14 protein-coding genes are annotated in these 15,799 nt (G+C 65.4%); 4 read left to right on the top strand and 10 right to left on the bottom strand.

The window, feature by feature from the left end; all coding sequences use genetic code 11:
• The first annotated feature begins 125 nt into the window (after window positions 1–125).
• Both AC3AQ1_RS02750 and AC3AQ1_RS02755 read left to right on the top strand, forming a co-directional pair.
• A complete protein-coding gene (locus tag AC3AQ1_RS02750) occupies window positions 126–1,448 on the top strand; it encodes a DUF4365 domain-containing protein (RefSeq protein WP_108717731.1) in 1,323 nt (440 codons plus the stop codon).
• Window positions 1,445–2,020, top strand: coding sequence for an argonaute/piwi family protein (locus AC3AQ1_RS02755; protein ID WP_108717732.1), 576 nt, complete (start codon window positions 1,445–1,447; stop codon window positions 2,018–2,020). Before AC3AQ1_RS02750 ends, AC3AQ1_RS02755 begins: the two co-directional genes overlap by 4 nt.
• Here AC3AQ1_RS02755 and AC3AQ1_RS02760 read toward each other — a convergent pair.
• Window positions 1,954–3,270 carry an ISL3 family transposase gene (locus AC3AQ1_RS02760; protein ID WP_108717733.1) on the bottom strand — a complete coding sequence of 439 codons (1,317 nt, stop codon included), beginning with the start codon at window positions 3,268–3,270 and terminating at the stop codon, window positions 1,954–1,956. The genes AC3AQ1_RS02755 and AC3AQ1_RS02760 overlap by 67 nt on opposite strands.
• Window positions 3,271–3,488: 218 nt before the next feature.
• On the opposite strand from AC3AQ1_RS02760, the gene AC3AQ1_RS02765 reads away from it, so the two are divergent.
• A complete protein-coding gene (locus tag AC3AQ1_RS02765; RefSeq protein ID WP_370445341.1) occupies window positions 3,489–4,334 on the top strand; it encodes an argonaute/piwi family protein in 846 nt (281 codons plus the stop codon).
• Between the two features lie 202 nt (window positions 4,335–4,536).
• On the opposite strand, the gene AC3AQ1_RS02770 is transcribed toward AC3AQ1_RS02765, so the two are convergent.
• Both AC3AQ1_RS02770 and AC3AQ1_RS02775 read right to left on the bottom strand, forming a co-directional pair.
• Complete coding sequence (locus AC3AQ1_RS02770; protein ID WP_108717735.1) at window positions 4,537–5,859, bottom strand: ISL3 family transposase; 1,323 nt, start codon at window positions 5,857–5,859, stop codon at window positions 4,537–4,539.
• Window positions 5,860–5,901: 42 nt separating this feature from the next.
• A complete protein-coding gene (locus AC3AQ1_RS02775) occupies window positions 5,902–7,419 on the bottom strand; it encodes an ATP-binding protein (RefSeq protein WP_159096350.1) in 1,518 nt (505 codons plus the stop codon).
• Window positions 7,420–7,428: 9 nt separating this feature from the next.
• On the opposite strand from AC3AQ1_RS02775, the gene AC3AQ1_RS02780 reads away from it, so the two are divergent.
• Complete coding sequence (locus AC3AQ1_RS02780; protein ID WP_159096351.1) at window positions 7,429–7,674, top strand: hypothetical protein; 246 nt, start codon at window positions 7,429–7,431, stop codon at window positions 7,672–7,674.
• Here AC3AQ1_RS02780 and AC3AQ1_RS02785 read toward each other — a convergent pair.
• The 7 genes from AC3AQ1_RS02785 to AC3AQ1_RS02815 all read right to left on the bottom strand — a co-directional run bounded on the left by AC3AQ1_RS02785 (window position 7,643) and on the right by AC3AQ1_RS02815 (window position 15,797).
• Window positions 7,643–8,959 (bottom strand): ISL3 family transposase, encoded by a 1,317-nt coding sequence (locus tag AC3AQ1_RS02785; RefSeq protein ID WP_108717733.1) that lies wholly within the window; start codon window positions 8,957–8,959, stop codon window positions 7,643–7,645. The two genes, AC3AQ1_RS02780 and AC3AQ1_RS02785, sit on opposite strands and share 32 nt — an antisense overlap.
• A 57-nt stretch (window positions 8,960–9,016) precedes the next feature.
• Window positions 9,017–9,268, bottom strand: coding sequence for a hypothetical protein (locus AC3AQ1_RS02790; RefSeq protein WP_108717737.1), 252 nt, complete (start codon window positions 9,266–9,268; stop codon window positions 9,017–9,019).
• Window positions 9,261–9,425, bottom strand: a complete 165-nt coding sequence (locus AC3AQ1_RS02795; protein WP_159096352.1) for a hypothetical protein — start codon at window positions 9,423–9,425, stop codon at window positions 9,261–9,263. Before AC3AQ1_RS02795 ends, AC3AQ1_RS02790 begins: the two co-directional genes overlap by 8 nt.
• A gap of 52 nt (window positions 9,426–9,477) precedes the next feature.
• Window positions 9,478–11,112: an IS1634 family transposase gene (locus AC3AQ1_RS02800; protein ID WP_108717738.1), complete on the bottom strand. Its 1,635-nt coding sequence runs from the start codon at window positions 11,110–11,112 to the stop codon at window positions 9,478–9,480.
• Between the two features lie 62 nt (window positions 11,113–11,174).
• Window positions 11,175–11,399 (bottom strand): hypothetical protein, encoded by a 225-nt coding sequence (locus AC3AQ1_RS02805; RefSeq protein WP_108717739.1) that lies wholly within the window; start codon window positions 11,397–11,399, stop codon window positions 11,175–11,177.
• Window positions 11,392–12,714: a hypothetical protein gene (locus AC3AQ1_RS02810; protein ID WP_159096353.1), complete on the bottom strand. Its 1,323-nt coding sequence runs from the start codon at window positions 12,712–12,714 to the stop codon at window positions 11,392–11,394. Before AC3AQ1_RS02810 ends, AC3AQ1_RS02805 begins: the two co-directional genes overlap by 8 nt.
• Entirely contained in the window at window positions 12,714–15,797 is a 3,084-nt protein-coding gene (locus AC3AQ1_RS02815) for a type III restriction-modification system endonuclease (protein ID WP_108717741.1), read from the bottom strand. The genes AC3AQ1_RS02810 and AC3AQ1_RS02815 overlap by 1 nt, the downstream gene beginning before the upstream one ends.
• Window positions 15,798–15,799: the final 2 nt, after the last annotated feature.

Here is a 15,799-nt window from a genome sequence, read left to right on the forward strand (position 1 = left end):
GGATGCCGTCCGCTGTCGGCGGAACCCGGTGACTGGGCCGCCTCGCCTGTCATGTCAGAGGCGACACCTACGCTGTCGCATACGGGGAGTCGAGCGGTTCCCCGCGACAGCGAGAGGAGAGTCCAGTGGCCGCCGGAAAGAAGCTCAGCGATAGCGAGCTGATCGGCGACGCCGGGATCGCCCTCATTCACCGGCGCGTAAACACGATGGGGCACGCGTGGCGCCAACTCGGGCTCGACGCGGGCATCGACGGCAGCATCGAACTGCGCGATCACACGACGGGTGAGGTGTCCAACCGCCACATCCTCGTTCAGAGCAAGGCGAGTAACCGGCCGTTCCCGGGCGAGACCGCCGACCGGTTCCACTACATCTGCGACGAGCGCGACCTCGAGTACTGGCTGAAGTCCGATCAGCCGGTTCTCTTGATCTGTTCCCACCCCGAGTCGGACGGAGCATGGTGGGTGCATGTCCAGAGCTACTTCGCGGATGCGTCACGACGGGCTGACCGCCGGGTGGACTTCGACAAGCGGACGATGGCGCTCGAAGGCAACCTCACCGAACGCCTCTTCGCCGTGGCAGATCCGCAGGGACGCGCACACACTCCGGCACCGGCACACAAGCACGAAACGCTGGAGTCCAACCTGCTCCTCTCGCGCCCACCAGCCCAGGTCTACTCATACGCGACAACTGCGACTAAGCCGCGAGATGTGTACGATGCCCAGCGGGCTGAGAACCTGGGTATGCGCCACGACTTCGTACTCAAGGGCGGCCTTCTCCACACCTTGCGGATCGTCGATGAGACCGGGCTCGGCGTGACCGTCCGCGGTGAGCCTGAAGTCCGTCAGATTGCCGACCTTGCGGCGGGCACCCTCGACGATGAACGACTTGCCGTTCAGTTGCTCAACCGATCGCTTCGCGACGATCTCAGCGACGACTGCGACTACTCCCGAGAGCGTGGCCTTCTGTATGTGCGGGCGACCGACGACCTTTCCGACCGCAAGTGGAACACCGGGGGCTCCAACTGGCGCGCCGTGTTCAAGGCCTACCGGAGCAAGAAGGATCCGGGCAAGGTGAGCTACTACCGACACGCGGCCTTCTCCTGGAAATTCCTACCTATCGACGGCGAGTGGTACTGCGCGCTGACGCCCGACTACTACTTCACGTACGACGGTCGCCACGAGTCCCACTTCGCAGCTGACCTGCTGAAGAAGATCAAGTCTTTTGATCGTCATCAAGCTGTCCGGCAGGAGACGCGAATGTGGGCATCGATCCTTCGTGGCGAGGTCACGCTGCTTCACGAGCCCAAGCCGAAGATCCTCGAGTTCGGGCAGCTCGCAAGCTTCGGAGTTGACCGAGGCATCGATGACGCCTCTTGGAAGCAGGCCACTGAAGCCGCGCCGATGGTGCTCACCCACCCTGAGGCCGCCCTTTTCGAGGTGCCTGCATGAAGCTCTCGCTCCTCGACGAGCCCGAACTGGAGTTCTCAACCGGCAGCCGACACGCCGATCCTCGCCACGGGATCACGTTCTACGGGTCCGCCGACGCGGACCTTGCGGCCCCACGAGCGATCCGTGTCGGGATCATCGGAACGCGTGACGCAATCGACGGCGTCAAACGCTGGCTCGACAAATGCCGCAGCCCGATCGCCGCAAAGTCAAGTCACCTCACGGGCTTGTTCCTGTCCTTCCCCGGTTTTGACACCAACGTCGGCTTCCGGTCGACGATCGTCTGGGACACACGCCTCGAACGACCGATCACTACGCACGCGTTGCGAAACATCGAGTCGCTCAGTCCGGCCGAGGCCGTCGCAGCAGCGGTTGATCTCTATGACACGGAGCTGACAGCGCTCAACGAGGAGCCCGGGTGCGACGTCGTTCTGATTTGCCGGCCCGACGTGCTTCCCGAACAGGTCATGAACTCCGGCACCCCCGACCGTCCGCGACGAGAACCGGCTCATCCGATTCCAGGGTGTAGTCGGGGCCTGAAGCCGCCGGTCTCGAGCAGGCTGCGGGCGATGTAGTTGGTGAGGTTGCGAAAGCCGAGGGCTGAGCCGCGCAGGTGCTCCAGGCGGCCGTTCATGGCCTCGGTCGGGCCGTTGCTGGTGCCGGGTCGGTCGAAGTAGGCGAGCACGTCCTCGGCGCGCTTCTTCAGCGTCCGGCCCAGCGTGCGGAGCTCGGTCAGCGCGGCCGGGACTCCGGCGGTGACCGACTCGATCAGCGCGGTCATGAGGTGCTTGCCGCGGGTGCGGTCGGGCTCTCGGTAGGCGCCGATCATGCGCTGGTAGATGCCCCAGGTGGCCTCGACCTGGACGTGGTCCTCGACCCCGAACAGCGCGGTAAGGCGCTGCCGTTGGCGGTCGGTGAGTAGGTCCGCGCCGGTGTGCAGGGTCCGTCGGGCGCGGTAGAGCGGGTCGTCCTTCCGGCCGCGGTGCCCGTGCAGGTCCTGCTGGACGCGGCGCCGACAGCGGTCCAGGGCGTCGCCGGCGAGACGGACCACGTGGAAGGGGTCCATCACCGCGACGGCCTCGGGGAGCTCTTCGGTGGTGGCGGTCTTGAACCCGGAGAAGCCGTCCATGGCGACGACCTCCAGGCCGTCGCGCCAGGCCTTGGGCCGTTCGGCGAGCCAGGTCTTGAAGGCCTGCTTGGAGCGGCCTTCGACCATGGCCAGCAGCCGCGACGGGCCGGTCTTGTCGCGGACCGGAGTGAGGTCGATGACGACGGTGACGAACTTGTCGCCGCGGCGGGTGTGACGCCAGACGTGTTCATCGACGCCGATGACCTTCACGTCGTCGAAGCGGGCCGGGTCATCAAGCAGGACGCGCTGGCCTTCGGCGAGGACGGCGTCGTTGGCGGTGTCCCAGGACACGGCCAGGGCCTCGGCGAGGCGGGCGACGGTGAGGTGCTGGCAGACGAGGCCGACCAGGGCCCAGCGCAGCGCAGTCCGGGACAGCTTCGCGCGAGGTTCGGCGGCGCGGCTGGTGTCCTGGCGCCAGACATGTCCGCAGCCGGTGCACTTGTAGCGGCGGATCGTGACCAGAAGCGTCGTCGGGCGCCAGCCCAACGGCTCGTGCGCCAAGCGCCGGGTCACGGTGTCCCGCGGGCTGCCTTCGCAGCCGCAACGCCGGCACCAGCGCGCCGCATCGTCCTCCTCGACACGGCAGGCAAGCACCGCCCGGTCCGGCTCCAGTTTCTGCCCCACGACGACGAGACCGAGCTCGTCGAGGCGGCAGAACGTCGTCACATCAGGGGTCGCGAAGGTAGCGTCAAGCACGTCGAGGTCTTCCTGGATGGCTGTGTGAGAACTCCCATCCTCGGGAGGCCTCGACCTCTACCCAGGCACCGACGCGCCGACCGACCCCGCGCCTGCCCGGCAGCCGGCTACACCCTCAACTGGGAAGAGCCCGAGAACCCCGCGTCGAGTACGCCGGTGTCGACTTCCACTCGCTTCTCAAAGCGAGATCACTCAAGACGAGCCGGCCGATCCAGATCATTCGGCGTGAAACCTGGGACGCCGCGTACAAGCCGAAGGGTGGAGATCGTCGCCAGCAACAGGATGAGGCAACGAAGGCGTGGAACCTCCACACCGCCCTCTACTACAAGGCAGGCGGCGTACCGTGGCGGATGACCCGCGCCGCCGAGGACCTCACGAGCTGCTTCGTGGGTGTCGCGTTCTACCGCGACTCGGCCAGAGACACACTCCAGACGAGCGTCGCCCAGGTCTTCAACCAGAGAGGAGACGGCGTCATCGTCCGCGGAGCACCAGCCCGTCAATCAAGAGACGACCGTCAGCCCCATCTGACCGAGAACGACGCCAAGAGTCTGCTGAGCCAGTCGCTCGCGTCGTACCGCCGCGAGCACCGCACGATGCCAGCCAGGGTGATGCTGCACAAGACCTCGTCGTTCACGGACGCGGAGCAGCGCGGGTTCCGGGCCGCGGCGGTCGATGATCACATTGACCTGCTCGAACTGGTCTGGCTGCCGCGAGGCGACTCAGTCCGGCTCTTCCGAAGCGGGGAGTTTCCGCCGCTTCGCGGCACGATGCTCTCACTCTCCGAGCAACGACACGTTCTCTACACTCGCGGCAGTGTGCCCCTCTACAAGACATACGCGGGTATGTACGTACCGTCGCCACTCCCCTTTCGCCTCGTGGACACCGAGTCGAGTGCAGAGGAAATCGGAACGGAGCTGCTCACGCTGACGAAGATGAACTGGAACGCGACCCAGATGGATGGACGGCTACCGATCACAATCCGCACCGCGGAGTCGATCGGTGGAATCCTCAAGCACCTCGATCCCGGCGAGACGCCTGCACCCCGATACGCCTACTACATGTGATCAGCTTCAGAACGGCGGCTTCAGAACGGCGCCACGGATGGCCAGTCCGCGTCGCTCAGATCCGTCGCGTCCGGCGGCTCGTCGTCGAAAGAATCGGCGATGAGCGGTGACAGCCACTCAGTCGTCACCGACATGGTGCGACTGTTGGGAGCGGCCTCAGGTGGGAGTTGGCCAATCCGGCTCTTCGGACATCTGGTGGGGATCAGGGGGTGAGTCCGCCGGCGGCGAGGAGCATGCGTAGGCGGTAGTTGGTGCGGTTGCGGTAGCCGCGAGCGAGGCGGCGGTGGAGCTCGATGATGCCGTTCACTGCCTCGGTGGGTCCGTTGTTCGCGCGGCCGGTGGTGAAATAGGCCAGGAACGCCTCGCGCCAGCGCCTGAGGGTCCGCCCGAGGCGGGCGACCTCGGGGATGGGGCAGGTGTGGAAGGAGTCCAGGATCTTCTCCGCCCGGCGACGGCCCTTGGTCGCGTCCTTGTCGCGGTAGGTGGCGCGCAGGTCCTGGGCGCAGCGCCAGGCGACGTACACCTCTTCGTGGGCGGGGTCGGCCTCGACCGCGGTGGCGAGGCGGTCCAGCTGTTTGTCGGTGAGGTTCTCCGCCCCGGCCCGCAGGATGGTCTGGATGCCGTAGAGGGGGTCACCCTTGCGGCCGCGGTGGCCCAGGGTGGCCTGCTGAACGCGGCGGCGGACCTCGTCCACGACCTGGGTGCCGAGCTTCACGACGTGAAAGGCGTCCAGGACCGCGACGGCGTCGGCGAGCTCCTCATCGATCGCGGCCTTGTAGCCCCCGAACGGATCCAGTGCCGCCACGGCGATGTTCTTGCGGAAGGCGTCTCCGCGGGCGGTGAGCCAGTCGGTGCAGGCCTTCTTTGACCGGCCCGGGACCAGGTCCAGCAGTCGGGCGTGCACCCGTCCCTGCTCGTCGCGGGTGAGGTCGACCATCCCGGTCAGCTCCTTCGGGCCCTTCCTCCTGGGGTCGCCGTGGTGCCAGATGTGCTCATCGACCCCAAGGCTCTTCACGCCCTCGAACCGCTGCTCCTGACCGTCCAGGTGTTCCAGGACGGGCTTGATCCCGCGCCACATCGTCTTCCACGCGATCCCGAGCTGGCGTGCCAGGCCGCTGATCGTGGCGTGCTCACGCCGCAGCTGCTCCATCGCCCAGGCAACGGCCCGGGTCGTGACCGATCCCCGCGCCGCAACCAGGTCGGGGACCTGCTCGGTGAACGTCCCCCGCGCACACGCGGGATCGGGGCAGCGCCAGACCCGCTGCCGCCAGACCAGCACGACACGTGTGCTCCCGTGGGGGACGTCGTGCAGCTGCCGGACCCGCCGGCCCCGGCTCGGCGCGACCACCCCGCAGTCCGGGCAGCCCATCAGCTGCGACGGCGTGGAGACCTCCACGCGCATGTGGCCGTCGGTGCGCTCGACGCCCTCGACATGGACCACACCCTCCAGCCCCAGGAGGAGATCACAGCGCGGGCAGGGGTCAGCTGTGGAAGGCGCGCGCACGCACGCCGTAGCGTTGGTCAACGTCGAGGTCCTCGAGACGAACGGTTGCTTGGTCGCTACCGATCATCGAGGACCTCGACCCCTACCCCGCCCCGATGAAACCCCGACCCGCACTCCCCACCGGATGTCCGAAGAGCCGCCAATCCTCACGACGACGGGCACCTGAGCTGAGACCCCGGACAAGACGCAGGTGCCCGTGGGCAGGATCGGCAGCGATTCGAACGACACCCGATCGAGGTAGGCGACCGCCTTCTCGATCGCGTGAACGTCGAGGTTGTTCACGAGGCGGTGGAGGAAGTAGTTGTGCAATTGCGAGACGATCGTCTCGGAGATGTCGTGTGGGCGCTGACTCGCGAGCGTCAGGAAGACCCCGAACTTGCGGCCCTCCTTGATGATCTCCTCGAACGTCTCCAGGCGGTAGTCGCGCCAGGCTTCGCTCTCCCTCGCTGACTCGGTCGACAAGATGTTATGTGCCTCGTCAATGATGAGGTTCAGGTATCGCTGCCCCCGAGGGTCTGTGCGCTTCTTGGCGTCATAGAGGTGCTTACAGACGATCATCGGGATGACCTTGCGCATGGCGAGATTGACGTTGCGAAGCGACACGACGGTGAGCGGCCCCTCCGTGAACGCATCCTCGGAGACCTTCACGAGCCGTTTGATGCTCGGCACCCGCTCGTCCATCCGTTTCATCATCGGCCCAAGATGCTCGCGGTTGGCGAACCCGCTGATCACGTCGCGGTAGTACTGGAGCACCAACTTGAAGCGAACGAGATCGACGTCGTCGACGGCCGAAAAGTCCTGCTGGACCGCGGTCACCTTGGCCTTGATGAAGTCCGCCCAGTCCGCGTCGGTCGCCCACTTGCGCTGGGTGGTCGGTGTCGCTTCCCAGTAGAAGTTATGACTCTGGCTGAAGTAGCCGAGACTGGCCCGCATCTCCTCGATCAGCGCGGTCAGGTCGGGCGACGCATGGTCGCCAAGACAGGACACGACTTCTTCAAGGAAGTTGACCGGCAGCTGGCGGTCCAGCGCACCGTCGTTGCTTTTCGTTGCGCGCGCGACCAGGTCGCCGATCACGTCGAGGAGCGCCTGAGCGTCGGGTAGCAACCGGTCCCAGTATTCGCTCTTGAGCACGCGAGAAATGAAGGGAGCCTGCGTCTTTTCGGTCGCGTCGAGCAGAACGGTCCAGAAGACTGGATCGTGAACGGCGGACTTCGGAAGTGGCAGCCGGTCTCCACCGTCGTCGTGTGTCGACAGGTCGTAGACCTGCTTCACATCGTCCCCGGCAATGACTGCGGTCGCGTACTCCTCCGACCCGCCGACGCAGTTGACGTACTCGCCGTTGAAGTCGATCAACACAAACTGAGACCGCCGGCGGAACGTCTCGATCGCCCCGTATCTCTTGAATAGTTCGTGATACAGCTTGGCGAGCGTGTACGACTTCCCGCTGCCGGTGTTGCCGAAGATCCCTACGTGGCTCGCGAATATCGCATTGACGCCAACTGATACCGGCTGAGTTGGCTCCATCGCAAGCGCGCCGATTTCGAGCGGCTCATCGCCCGCCGAGACGAACGTGTGGATCATCCTGAACTCATGCTCCGTGAGGATGAAGCATTCGTTGTCCAGGAGCGGCATCTCACGGACTCCGCGTTCGAAGCGTCCGCCCTCGATGTACCCGACAAGGCTCACGTCGAGCTGTCGAGACAGAGGATCCACGCCGCGGCGGTACCCGGAACTCGCACCGCGATCCTCTTCGACGACCTCGCCGTCGACCTTGGCGATCAGCTCAGCGAAGCCCTTAACGGGCTCATCCGATTCCAGGGTGTAGTCGGGGCCTGAAGCCGCCGGTCTCGAGCAGGCTGCGGGCGATGTAGTTGGTGAGGTTGCGAAAGCCGAGGGCTGAGCCGCGCAGGTGCTCCAGGCGGCCGTTCATGGCCTCGGTCGGGCCGTTGCTGGTGCCGGGTCGGTCGAAGTAGGCGAGCACGTCCTCGGCGCGCTTCTTCAGCGTCCGGCCCAGCGTGCGGAGCTCGGTCAGCGCGGCCGGGACTCCGGCGGTGACCGACTCGATCAGCGCGGTCATGAGGTGCTTGCCGCGGGTGCGGTCGGGCTCTCGGTAGGCGCCGATCATGCGCTGGTAGATGCCCCAGGTGGCCTCGACCTGGACGTGGTCCTCGACCCCGAACAGCGCGGTAAGGCGCTGCCGTTGGCGGTCGGTGAGTAGGTCCGCGCCGGTGTGCAGGGTCCGTCGGGCGCGGTAGAGCGGGTCGTCCTTCCGGCCGCGGTGCCCGTGCAGGTCCTGCTGGACGCGGCGCCGACAGCGGTCCAGGGCGTCGCCGGCGAGACGGACCACGTGGAAGGGGTCCATCACCGCGACGGCCTCGGGGAGCTCTTCGGTGGTGGCGGTCTTGAACCCGGAGAAGCCGTCCATGGCGACGACCTCCAGGCCGTCGCGCCAGGCCTTGGGCCGTTCGGCGAGCCAGGTCTTGAAGGCCTGCTTGGAGCGGCCTTCGACCATGGCCAGCAGCCGCGACGGGCCGGTCTTGTCGCGGACCGGAGTGAGGTCGATGACGACGGTGACGAACTTGTCGCCGCGGCGGGTGTGACGCCAGACGTGTTCATCGACGCCGATGACCTTCACGTCGTCGAAGCGGGCCGGGTCATCAAGCAGGACGCGCTGGCCTTCGGCGAGGACGGCGTCGTTGGCGGTGTCCCAGGACACGGCCAGGGCCTCGGCGAGGCGGGCGACGGTGAGGTGCTGGCAGACGAGGCCGACCAGGGCCCAGCGCAGCGCAGTCCGGGACAGCTTCGCGCGAGGTTCGGCGGCGCGGCTGGTGTCCTGGCGCCAGACATGTCCGCAGCCGGTGCACTTGTAGCGGCGGATCGTGACCAGAAGCGTCGTCGGGCGCCAGCCCAACGGCTCGTGCGCCAAGCGCCGGGTCACGGTGTCCCGCGGGCTGCCTTCGCAGCCGCAACGCCGGCACCAGCGCGCCGCATCGTCCTCCTCGACACGGCAGGCAAGCACCGCCCGGTCCGGCTCCAGTTTCTGCCCCACGACGACGAGACCGAGCTCGTCGAGGCGGCAGAACGTCGTCACATCAGGGGTCGCGAAGGTAGCGTCAAGCACGTCGAGGTCTTCCTGGATGGCTGTGTGAGAACTCCCATCCTCGGGAGGCCTCGACCTCTACCCAGGCACCGACGCGCCGACCGACCCCGCGCCTGCCCGGCAGCCGGCTACACCCTCAACTGGGAAGAGCCCCTTAACGATCTTGACGTAGCTTGCGACGGCGACGTTCCGCACGAGCCCTCCGCGGTACAGAAGGTGCGAACCGTTCTTGAGCTTGTCGACCGCGACTCGCACACGCCGGCCGTCAACCGACACGACCCTGCCCACGCAGAACACTGCGTCCTGGTCAAGAACGTCCTCCTCAATCATCGGAGGACTCCGCCGACGCCGTCCGGATGTCAAGTTCGATTCGCTGATCCGGTGCGGGAATCTTGTCGCGAACGATTGGCGCGAAGTAGTCGGACTCCAGAATGTCGAGGTTGATCTTGCGTTCAACGAGTCCCTCGCCTGGCTCGTCTGGGATCACGAACTGGATGTTGCCATTCTTGACTTCGGTGTCCTGAGTTGGGTCATCTGCCTTAGTGCCTTGCGGGGTGTTGCAGGGCGGTGAGGGTGGCTTGGGTGTCGGGGTCGATCGCGGGTGGGAGTGTGGTGATGACGCCGTTGATCTCGATGGTTGCTGAGCGCAGGGGCTTGAGCTGACGCAGGAAGCGGCGGATCGAGAGCCCGGTGCGGTCCTGGATCGTGCGTGAGATCGCGAGGGCGGTGAACACGATCGTGAGGTGGGCCTCGATCGCGTCGCGGGTGCGCGCGAAGAGGGGCCGGGCTGCGAGGTCGGTCTTGGACATCCGGAAGGACTGCTCGACGTGCCACAGGTCGTGGTAGCTGCTGATGACCTCGCTGGCGGGCATGAGGTGCGCGGGGATGTTCGTGACGTAGCCCTTCAGCCCGACCAGGGCGCGGGCTCGGGTCAGGGATGCTTCGTCGAGCTCGTGGCTGCCGTTGCGGCTGGTCACGAACCGTGGTGTCCGGGCGGTCTTCTCCCCGGCGATCACGGCGCGGGCCTTGTTCTCCTGCAGGGTGAGGGTCTTGTTGTCCCTGACGGCCCGCTTGGTCGAGTAGGCCCAGACCGCTCGCCACGATCTCGCATGCACGGCCGGGTCCCAGACCGGTTCCGCCCGGGTGGCCGGGTCGCTCACCCGCGCGGCGGTGCCGCGCTGATCGCGGGGGGTGATGGTGTCGATGATCTGGGCGTCGGTGAACGCGTTGCCGTGCCAGCGGAAGTGCGCGGCGAGATCTTTCGGTGCCTTCGTGACTCGTGAGCCCACGATGAACCGCAGCCCTGCCTCCTCCAGCGCGGTGAGGTTGGAGGCCGAGAGCATGCCGGCGTCGGCCACGACGACCATGTCGGCGAGGGAGTGACGGTCGGCGAACTGCTTCACGATCGGCACGATCGTCAGGGTCTCGGCCTTGTTGCCCTCGAAGCAGCCGATCTCGAGCGGGAACCCGCGCCGGTCCACCAGCAGCCCGACGACGATCTGCGGGTCCACGCGGCGTTCCTTGGAGTAGCCGACCTTGCGCAGGTCGTCTTCCTTCTCGGCCTCGAAGTAGAGCGTCGTGACGTCGTAGAGCACCAGCGACACATCGCCGTGGGAGACGGCGTGGGTGAAGCATGCCGAGGCGATGACGTCCCGGTAGTCGCCGGTGTGAGCGCGGCGCAGGGCCCGTTTCCGGGTCGAGTGCGAGGCCGCTACCCGGCCCAGCTCGGCCAGGACCCGGTCCACGTCCAGCAGACTGGTGGGTTCCACGACCCGCGCGATCACGAGATCGCGGAAGACCTCATCCCCGACCGCGTCGAACCCCAGATCGGCGTAGACACCCGCGAGAGCCTCGTACAGGACCCCGGCGTTGGTCTTCAGGACGTGCGCGCGTCGCACCCACCGCCGCAGCTGTGGCCCCTGCCCGGGAATCAGCGCGTTCGCCGGCGCCGGGACCAGGACGGCTTTCGGGACTCTCGGGGTCAGCCCGAGATCGAACTCGCGCTGCGCGTCATCGAGCAGCAACTGCTGCGCCTGCGCCATGAGCAGCCCGAGCTCGGCCTCGTCCCGCGCCGAGCCGACATGCCGCACGATCCGTCGCCTGCCATTCACCGACTCCGCGATCTGTACCGCCGTCGATCCGGAGGCCGTACGCACCCGCCGGACCCACGCCACCCACCGATCCTACGACCGAATTAGTGCCTCAACCACGCACCCACCACGACCATCACCCCAGGTCACAGCCATGCAGCCCCCGCAAACTGACACGAGTGACCCAAGTCAGGCTTAACGATCTTGACGTAGCTTGCGACGGCGACGTTCCGCACGAGCCCTCCGCGGTACAGAAGGTGCGAACCGTTCTTGAGCTTGTCGACCGCGACTCGCACACGCCGGCCGTCAACCGACACGACCCTGCCCACGCAGAACACTGCGTCCTGGTCAAGAACGTCCTCCTCAATCATCGGAGGACTCCGCCGACGCCGTCCGGATGTCAAGTTCGATTCGCTGATCCGGTGCGGGAATCTTGTCGCGAACGATTGGCGCGAAGTAGTCGGACTCCAGAATGTCGAGGTTGATCTTGCGTTCAACGAGTCCCTCGCCTGGCTCGTCTGGGATCACGAACTGGATGTTGCCATTCTTGACTTCGGTGTCGGGCAGGAGCACCTCGTAGTCCTTGAGCCCTCCGCGCGAATAGCAGAACACAACCACTTGCAGGGTCGGGTTCGTTCGCGCTGCACGCAGAACGAGATCGCGCAGATGCTCATCACGGAACGAGAACCCGTGGACGAATAGGACGCTGTTCTCCTTCTCCATCTCGTTGGAGAAGCGGCGGATCAGCTCGTAGTACGTCTCGTTGAGCACGGTCGTCGCGAACTTGCGCTTGTCCGGATTGACGATGCCGAGCTTGCCGTAGCCATCCGAGAATGCCTCAACTGCCGCGGATGTCGATTCCTGGGTGCCGAGCACTTTGAGGTCCTCAAATCGTCGCTCTGCCTCGGTCAGAAGATCCGTGGTTGAGCGGATTGTCGGCCCCTGGCCCTGCGGCTGAGGATCGACGAGCACAGGCAGCAGGTGCTGCCTCGCAGCGTCGAGTTGCCCCGCGACCTCCCATACGAGCGTCAACCCGTGGTCGAAATAGATGTCGGACTTCCGGTTCGCGCGCTCCTGCTGACGCCACGAGGCCGATCCGTGGATCTTGATGAGGTTGAAGACCGGCACCTCGAACCGGTGCTCGTACCGACTGCCCATCCGAAAGCGGAGGGTGTTGAAATCACCGAGGTCAAACTTCGGCCTGATCTTCCCGCTGAACCCGTCGGAGAAGTCGATGCCGAGTTCCTCCATGGCCACCTCGAACAACATGTCCACGTTCGTCGTGAAGATGTTCGCCTGCTTCGACAGGAGCGTGCTGTGCCGTCGCAGCAAGATGCGGTTCAGGGTACGCACGAAGGTCGCATATGAGCGAAGAACGGACTCAGCCGATGCCTCGCGCTCGATGACCTTGGTGTTGGGGACGAGGACGTTCTCGAAGAAGTAAGCCTGAATCGAGGCGCGGACAAGCAGTTTCGCACCGTCGGACCCGCTCGCGTCGGCGAGGTCTGTGAGCGCCTGCTCGATGTTGCCAAGCGGCGCGAAGTAGGGAACGGACGTACCCGCGCCGATCAGGAAGTTGAGATGCGCAGACTCGACGATGGTGCGAAGGCGCTCGGGCGTCAGTCGGTTCGCGTGGGGCTCGGACACGGGTTGCTGTGCCACACCGTTGATTCGGACGTCAGCCATCACGCCCCCACAAGCACGAGGAGGTTCTCGTACGTGTCCACGACGTCGTACTTCACGCCGTTGTTCTCGGCCTTGTCGTTGAGCGAGGCGAAGAACTTGCGGGCGCACTCGATCTTGGCTTCCTCGACACCCTTGAGCTGGAGGGTGGACATCGAGCCCTTGGTCTCGGCGACGAAGTAGACGTGCTTGAACTTCGTAGTGTCGTCGCGGAACGCGATGGCCCAGTCGGGGTTGTAGTCGCCAACCGGAGTCGGAATGAAGAACCCGCGGGGCAACTTGGAGTAGACGACAACCTCATCGCTCACGTCGAGTTGCTCTACGAACGCACGCTCGACCTTGGAGTCGGTGACGACGTACTCGTAAACGCTCTTCTTGAGCTTGTCGCCTGCCTTCGACAGGTCCTGCGCGGTCTGGTTCTCGGTGAAGATCGACGAGTCGTAGCGGTGGTCGAGCGGGTCGTAGGCGAGGTGCTCGACGATCACGGTCGCCTTCTGCTCGTTGATGAGGCGGGCGGTCTCCGTGATGAAGTGCTCGGGGTTCTGCTTGAACTTCGCGAACGTGCCCGGGTTGATGCCGGTGAGGATGGAGGCGCAGGTGCGGCGGGTGAGCTGGGTCTTCTCCGCGATCTCTCCGAGGAGGTCGTACTTGACGGTCGAGCCTGCCGAGACGGCCGAGTGTTCGACCTTGGTCTCGGACACCTTGAAGCCGGTGCCGGCCTCGAGCTGCTCGACTTCCAGGCCGACGACCTGCTTGCCGCTCTCGACGAGGTACTGCATGACGGTGACGTTGAGGGACTTGTCGAGCACCTTGATGCAGTTGGCAATCAGCTCGGCCGAGTCGAACTCGACCTGGTAGACGGCCTTGTGGTTGATGCGGCCCCACAGCTCCTGGAACTCGCGCTTCTTGAAGTTGGCTTCGCTGAACGGGATCTTCTTCGGCTTGCGCCCGTCGGTCGGTTTGGGCACGTCGAGGTACAGGGCGTCGACCAGCGGCCACACGAAGTCGATGATGGGCTTGAGCACGTCCGCGGTGGGGACGGCGAGCGTGCCGTCGACGCGGGCGTCCTTGTACTCCTGGGTGACAAAGCCGTCGTCATCGATGTAGTTGTTTCGGATGAGGTGGTTGTACAGCGCCTGCGCGACCGCCCTCTCCAGCACGCTCGTCCCGCCGTCCGCGGTCTTGAACTGCTTGCCGGTGAAGTAGTCGACGCTGGCTTTCCGCGGCCGGGCCGACAGCGACTCGACGATCTCCTTCTGGAGTGCGGTGACGAACTGGGTATACGACTCGTCGGTGACGACGGTCAGCTCGTTGATGTCGTGCACGGTGACGGGGTTGTCCATCCGCTCGCCGTGTTGGTCGACCGACAGCCGCAGTCCGCGGCCGATTTCCTGCCGCCTGGTCGTGGTGTTGTCGCTCTTCTTGAGCATGCCCATCACGAACACGTTCGGGTTGTCCCAACCCTCGCGCAGCGCCGAGTGCGACCAGATGAACCGCACCGGCTCCGCGAACGACAGCAGCCGCTCCTTGTGCTTCAGAATCAGGTCGTAGGCGTCGACGTCGTCGGACTGGCCTGCGAAGTCGCCGCGGGCCGCGATCTTGCCGTCGACGGAGTGGCCGGTCTTCTTGTCTATGGAGAAGTAGCCCTCGTGGGTCGATCGAACCGGGATGGCCTCGACGTGCGTGCGGTACCGCTCGGCAGCCTCATCGAGGTCGAGCTGGCCGAGGTAGTCGGCGAGGACCGCGTCGTACTCCTCCTCGAATACCCGGGCGTACTCGCCGAGGGTGTCCTCGCGGTCGTAGTCGCGGTACTTGGCGACCTCGTCGATGAAGAACAGCGACAGCGTCTTGATGCCCTGCGCGAACAGCTCGCGCTCCTTGTCGAGGTGGGCGCGGATGACCTCGCGGATCTGGATGCGCCGCTTCTGGTCCTCGGCGACATCCTCTGTGACTTCACCCGCGCCGATGATGTCACCGTTGCTCAGCTCGATGATGTCGCGGTTCGCATCCACGTCCAGGATGAACAGGCCCTTGTAGGCCTCGATGCCGCCGGAGATGTCGTGCAGGTTCATGCCCTGGCTCAGGCGTTTCACCTGCCGTTTGATGCCGGTCGCGGTCTGGACCTCCAGCTCGACGCGCGCTTTGGGGAACTCTGCGCCCTTCCCGACCTCGAGCCCGTCGACGTAGAGGTAGGCGGTGCTGCCGGCCAAGTGCTTGACCGTGATGCCACGTACCGCGATCTTCTTGACCAGCTTCTGGTTGTAGGCGTCGACCGCGTCGAGACGGTGCACCTTGGTGCGCTCGATCTTGTGGGTCGCCGAGTAGCGCAGCGCGAACAGGGCGTTGAACAGGCCGAGCGCCTCCAGCGACTTCGACGGCTTCTTCGCGTCGCCCTCGATCTTTTGCGGCTCGTCGATGATCAGGATCGGCCGGTTCGCTGCGATCACGTCGATCGGCTTGCGGGATTGGAAGTCGTCGAGCACCTCGTAGATGCGCCGGGCGTCCTTGCCAGTAGCGTTGAACGCCTGGATGTTGATGATCATCACCTGCACGCCCGCGTCCGATGAGAACCGCTCCAGCTCGTGCAGCCGCGACGAGTTGTAGACGAACGTGCGCGGCTTGGTGCCATAGAACTGCTGAAAGTGCTCGGCGGTGATGTCGAACGACTTCTTCACACCCTCGCGGATCGCGATCGACGGCACGACCACAATGTACTTCGACCACCCGTACCGCTTGTGCAGCTCCATGATCGTCTTGATGTAGACGTAGGTCTTGCCGGTGCCGGTCTCCATCTCGATGTCGAGGTTGATCGGCGCGGCCGACTTCTTGACCGGGTCCTTCAAGTCCTTCGACAGCGCCAGGCCGCGCGCCCGTTGCACCCCGTGCAGATTCTCCAAGAGCTGCGGCGGCGTGAGAGCGATTTCCGCGTTGCGCAGCCCTGCATCCTCCAGCAGCGTCAGCGCCGCGTCCTTTCCGGGGTCGATGCGGTACTTCACCCCGTCGGCATACGGCTGGCCGGTGAACACATCGACCACGGCATCGACGGCCTCGGTCTGGTACGGCTGGACCTTGAACTGGAGCTTCATCG

It is taken from the genome of Miniimonas sp. S16 (genome assembly GCF_057748195.1).

What these genes read in the sequence shown, in the direction of transcription:
- AC3AQ1_RS02755 (WP_108717732.1), top strand. Translation starts at nt 1,445, where the DNA reads ATGAAGCTCTCGCTCCTCGACGAGCCCGAACTGGAGTTCTCAACCGGC.
- AC3AQ1_RS02775 (WP_159096350.1), bottom strand. Translation starts at nt 7,419, where the DNA reads ATGATCCACACGTTCGTCTCGGCGGGCGATGAGCCGCTCGAAATCGGC.
- AC3AQ1_RS02780 (WP_159096351.1), top strand. Translation starts at nt 7,429, where the DNA reads ATGCTCCGTGAGGATGAAGCATTCGTTGTCCAGGAGCGGCATCTCACG.
- AC3AQ1_RS02790 (WP_108717737.1), bottom strand. Translation starts at nt 9,268, where the DNA reads ATGATTGAGGAGGACGTTCTTGACCAGGACGCAGTGTTCTGCGTGGGC.
- AC3AQ1_RS02805 (WP_108717739.1), bottom strand. Translation starts at nt 11,399, where the DNA reads ATGATTGAGGAGGACGTTCTTGACCAGGACGCAGTGTTCTGCGTGGGC.
- AC3AQ1_RS02810 (WP_159096353.1), bottom strand. Translation starts at nt 12,714, where the DNA reads ATGGCTGACGTCCGAATCAACGGTGTGGCACAGCAACCCGTGTCCGAG.
- AC3AQ1_RS02815 (WP_108717741.1), bottom strand. Translation starts at nt 15,797, where the DNA reads ATGAAGCTCCAGTTCAAGGTCCAGCCGTACCAGACCGAGGCCGTCGAT.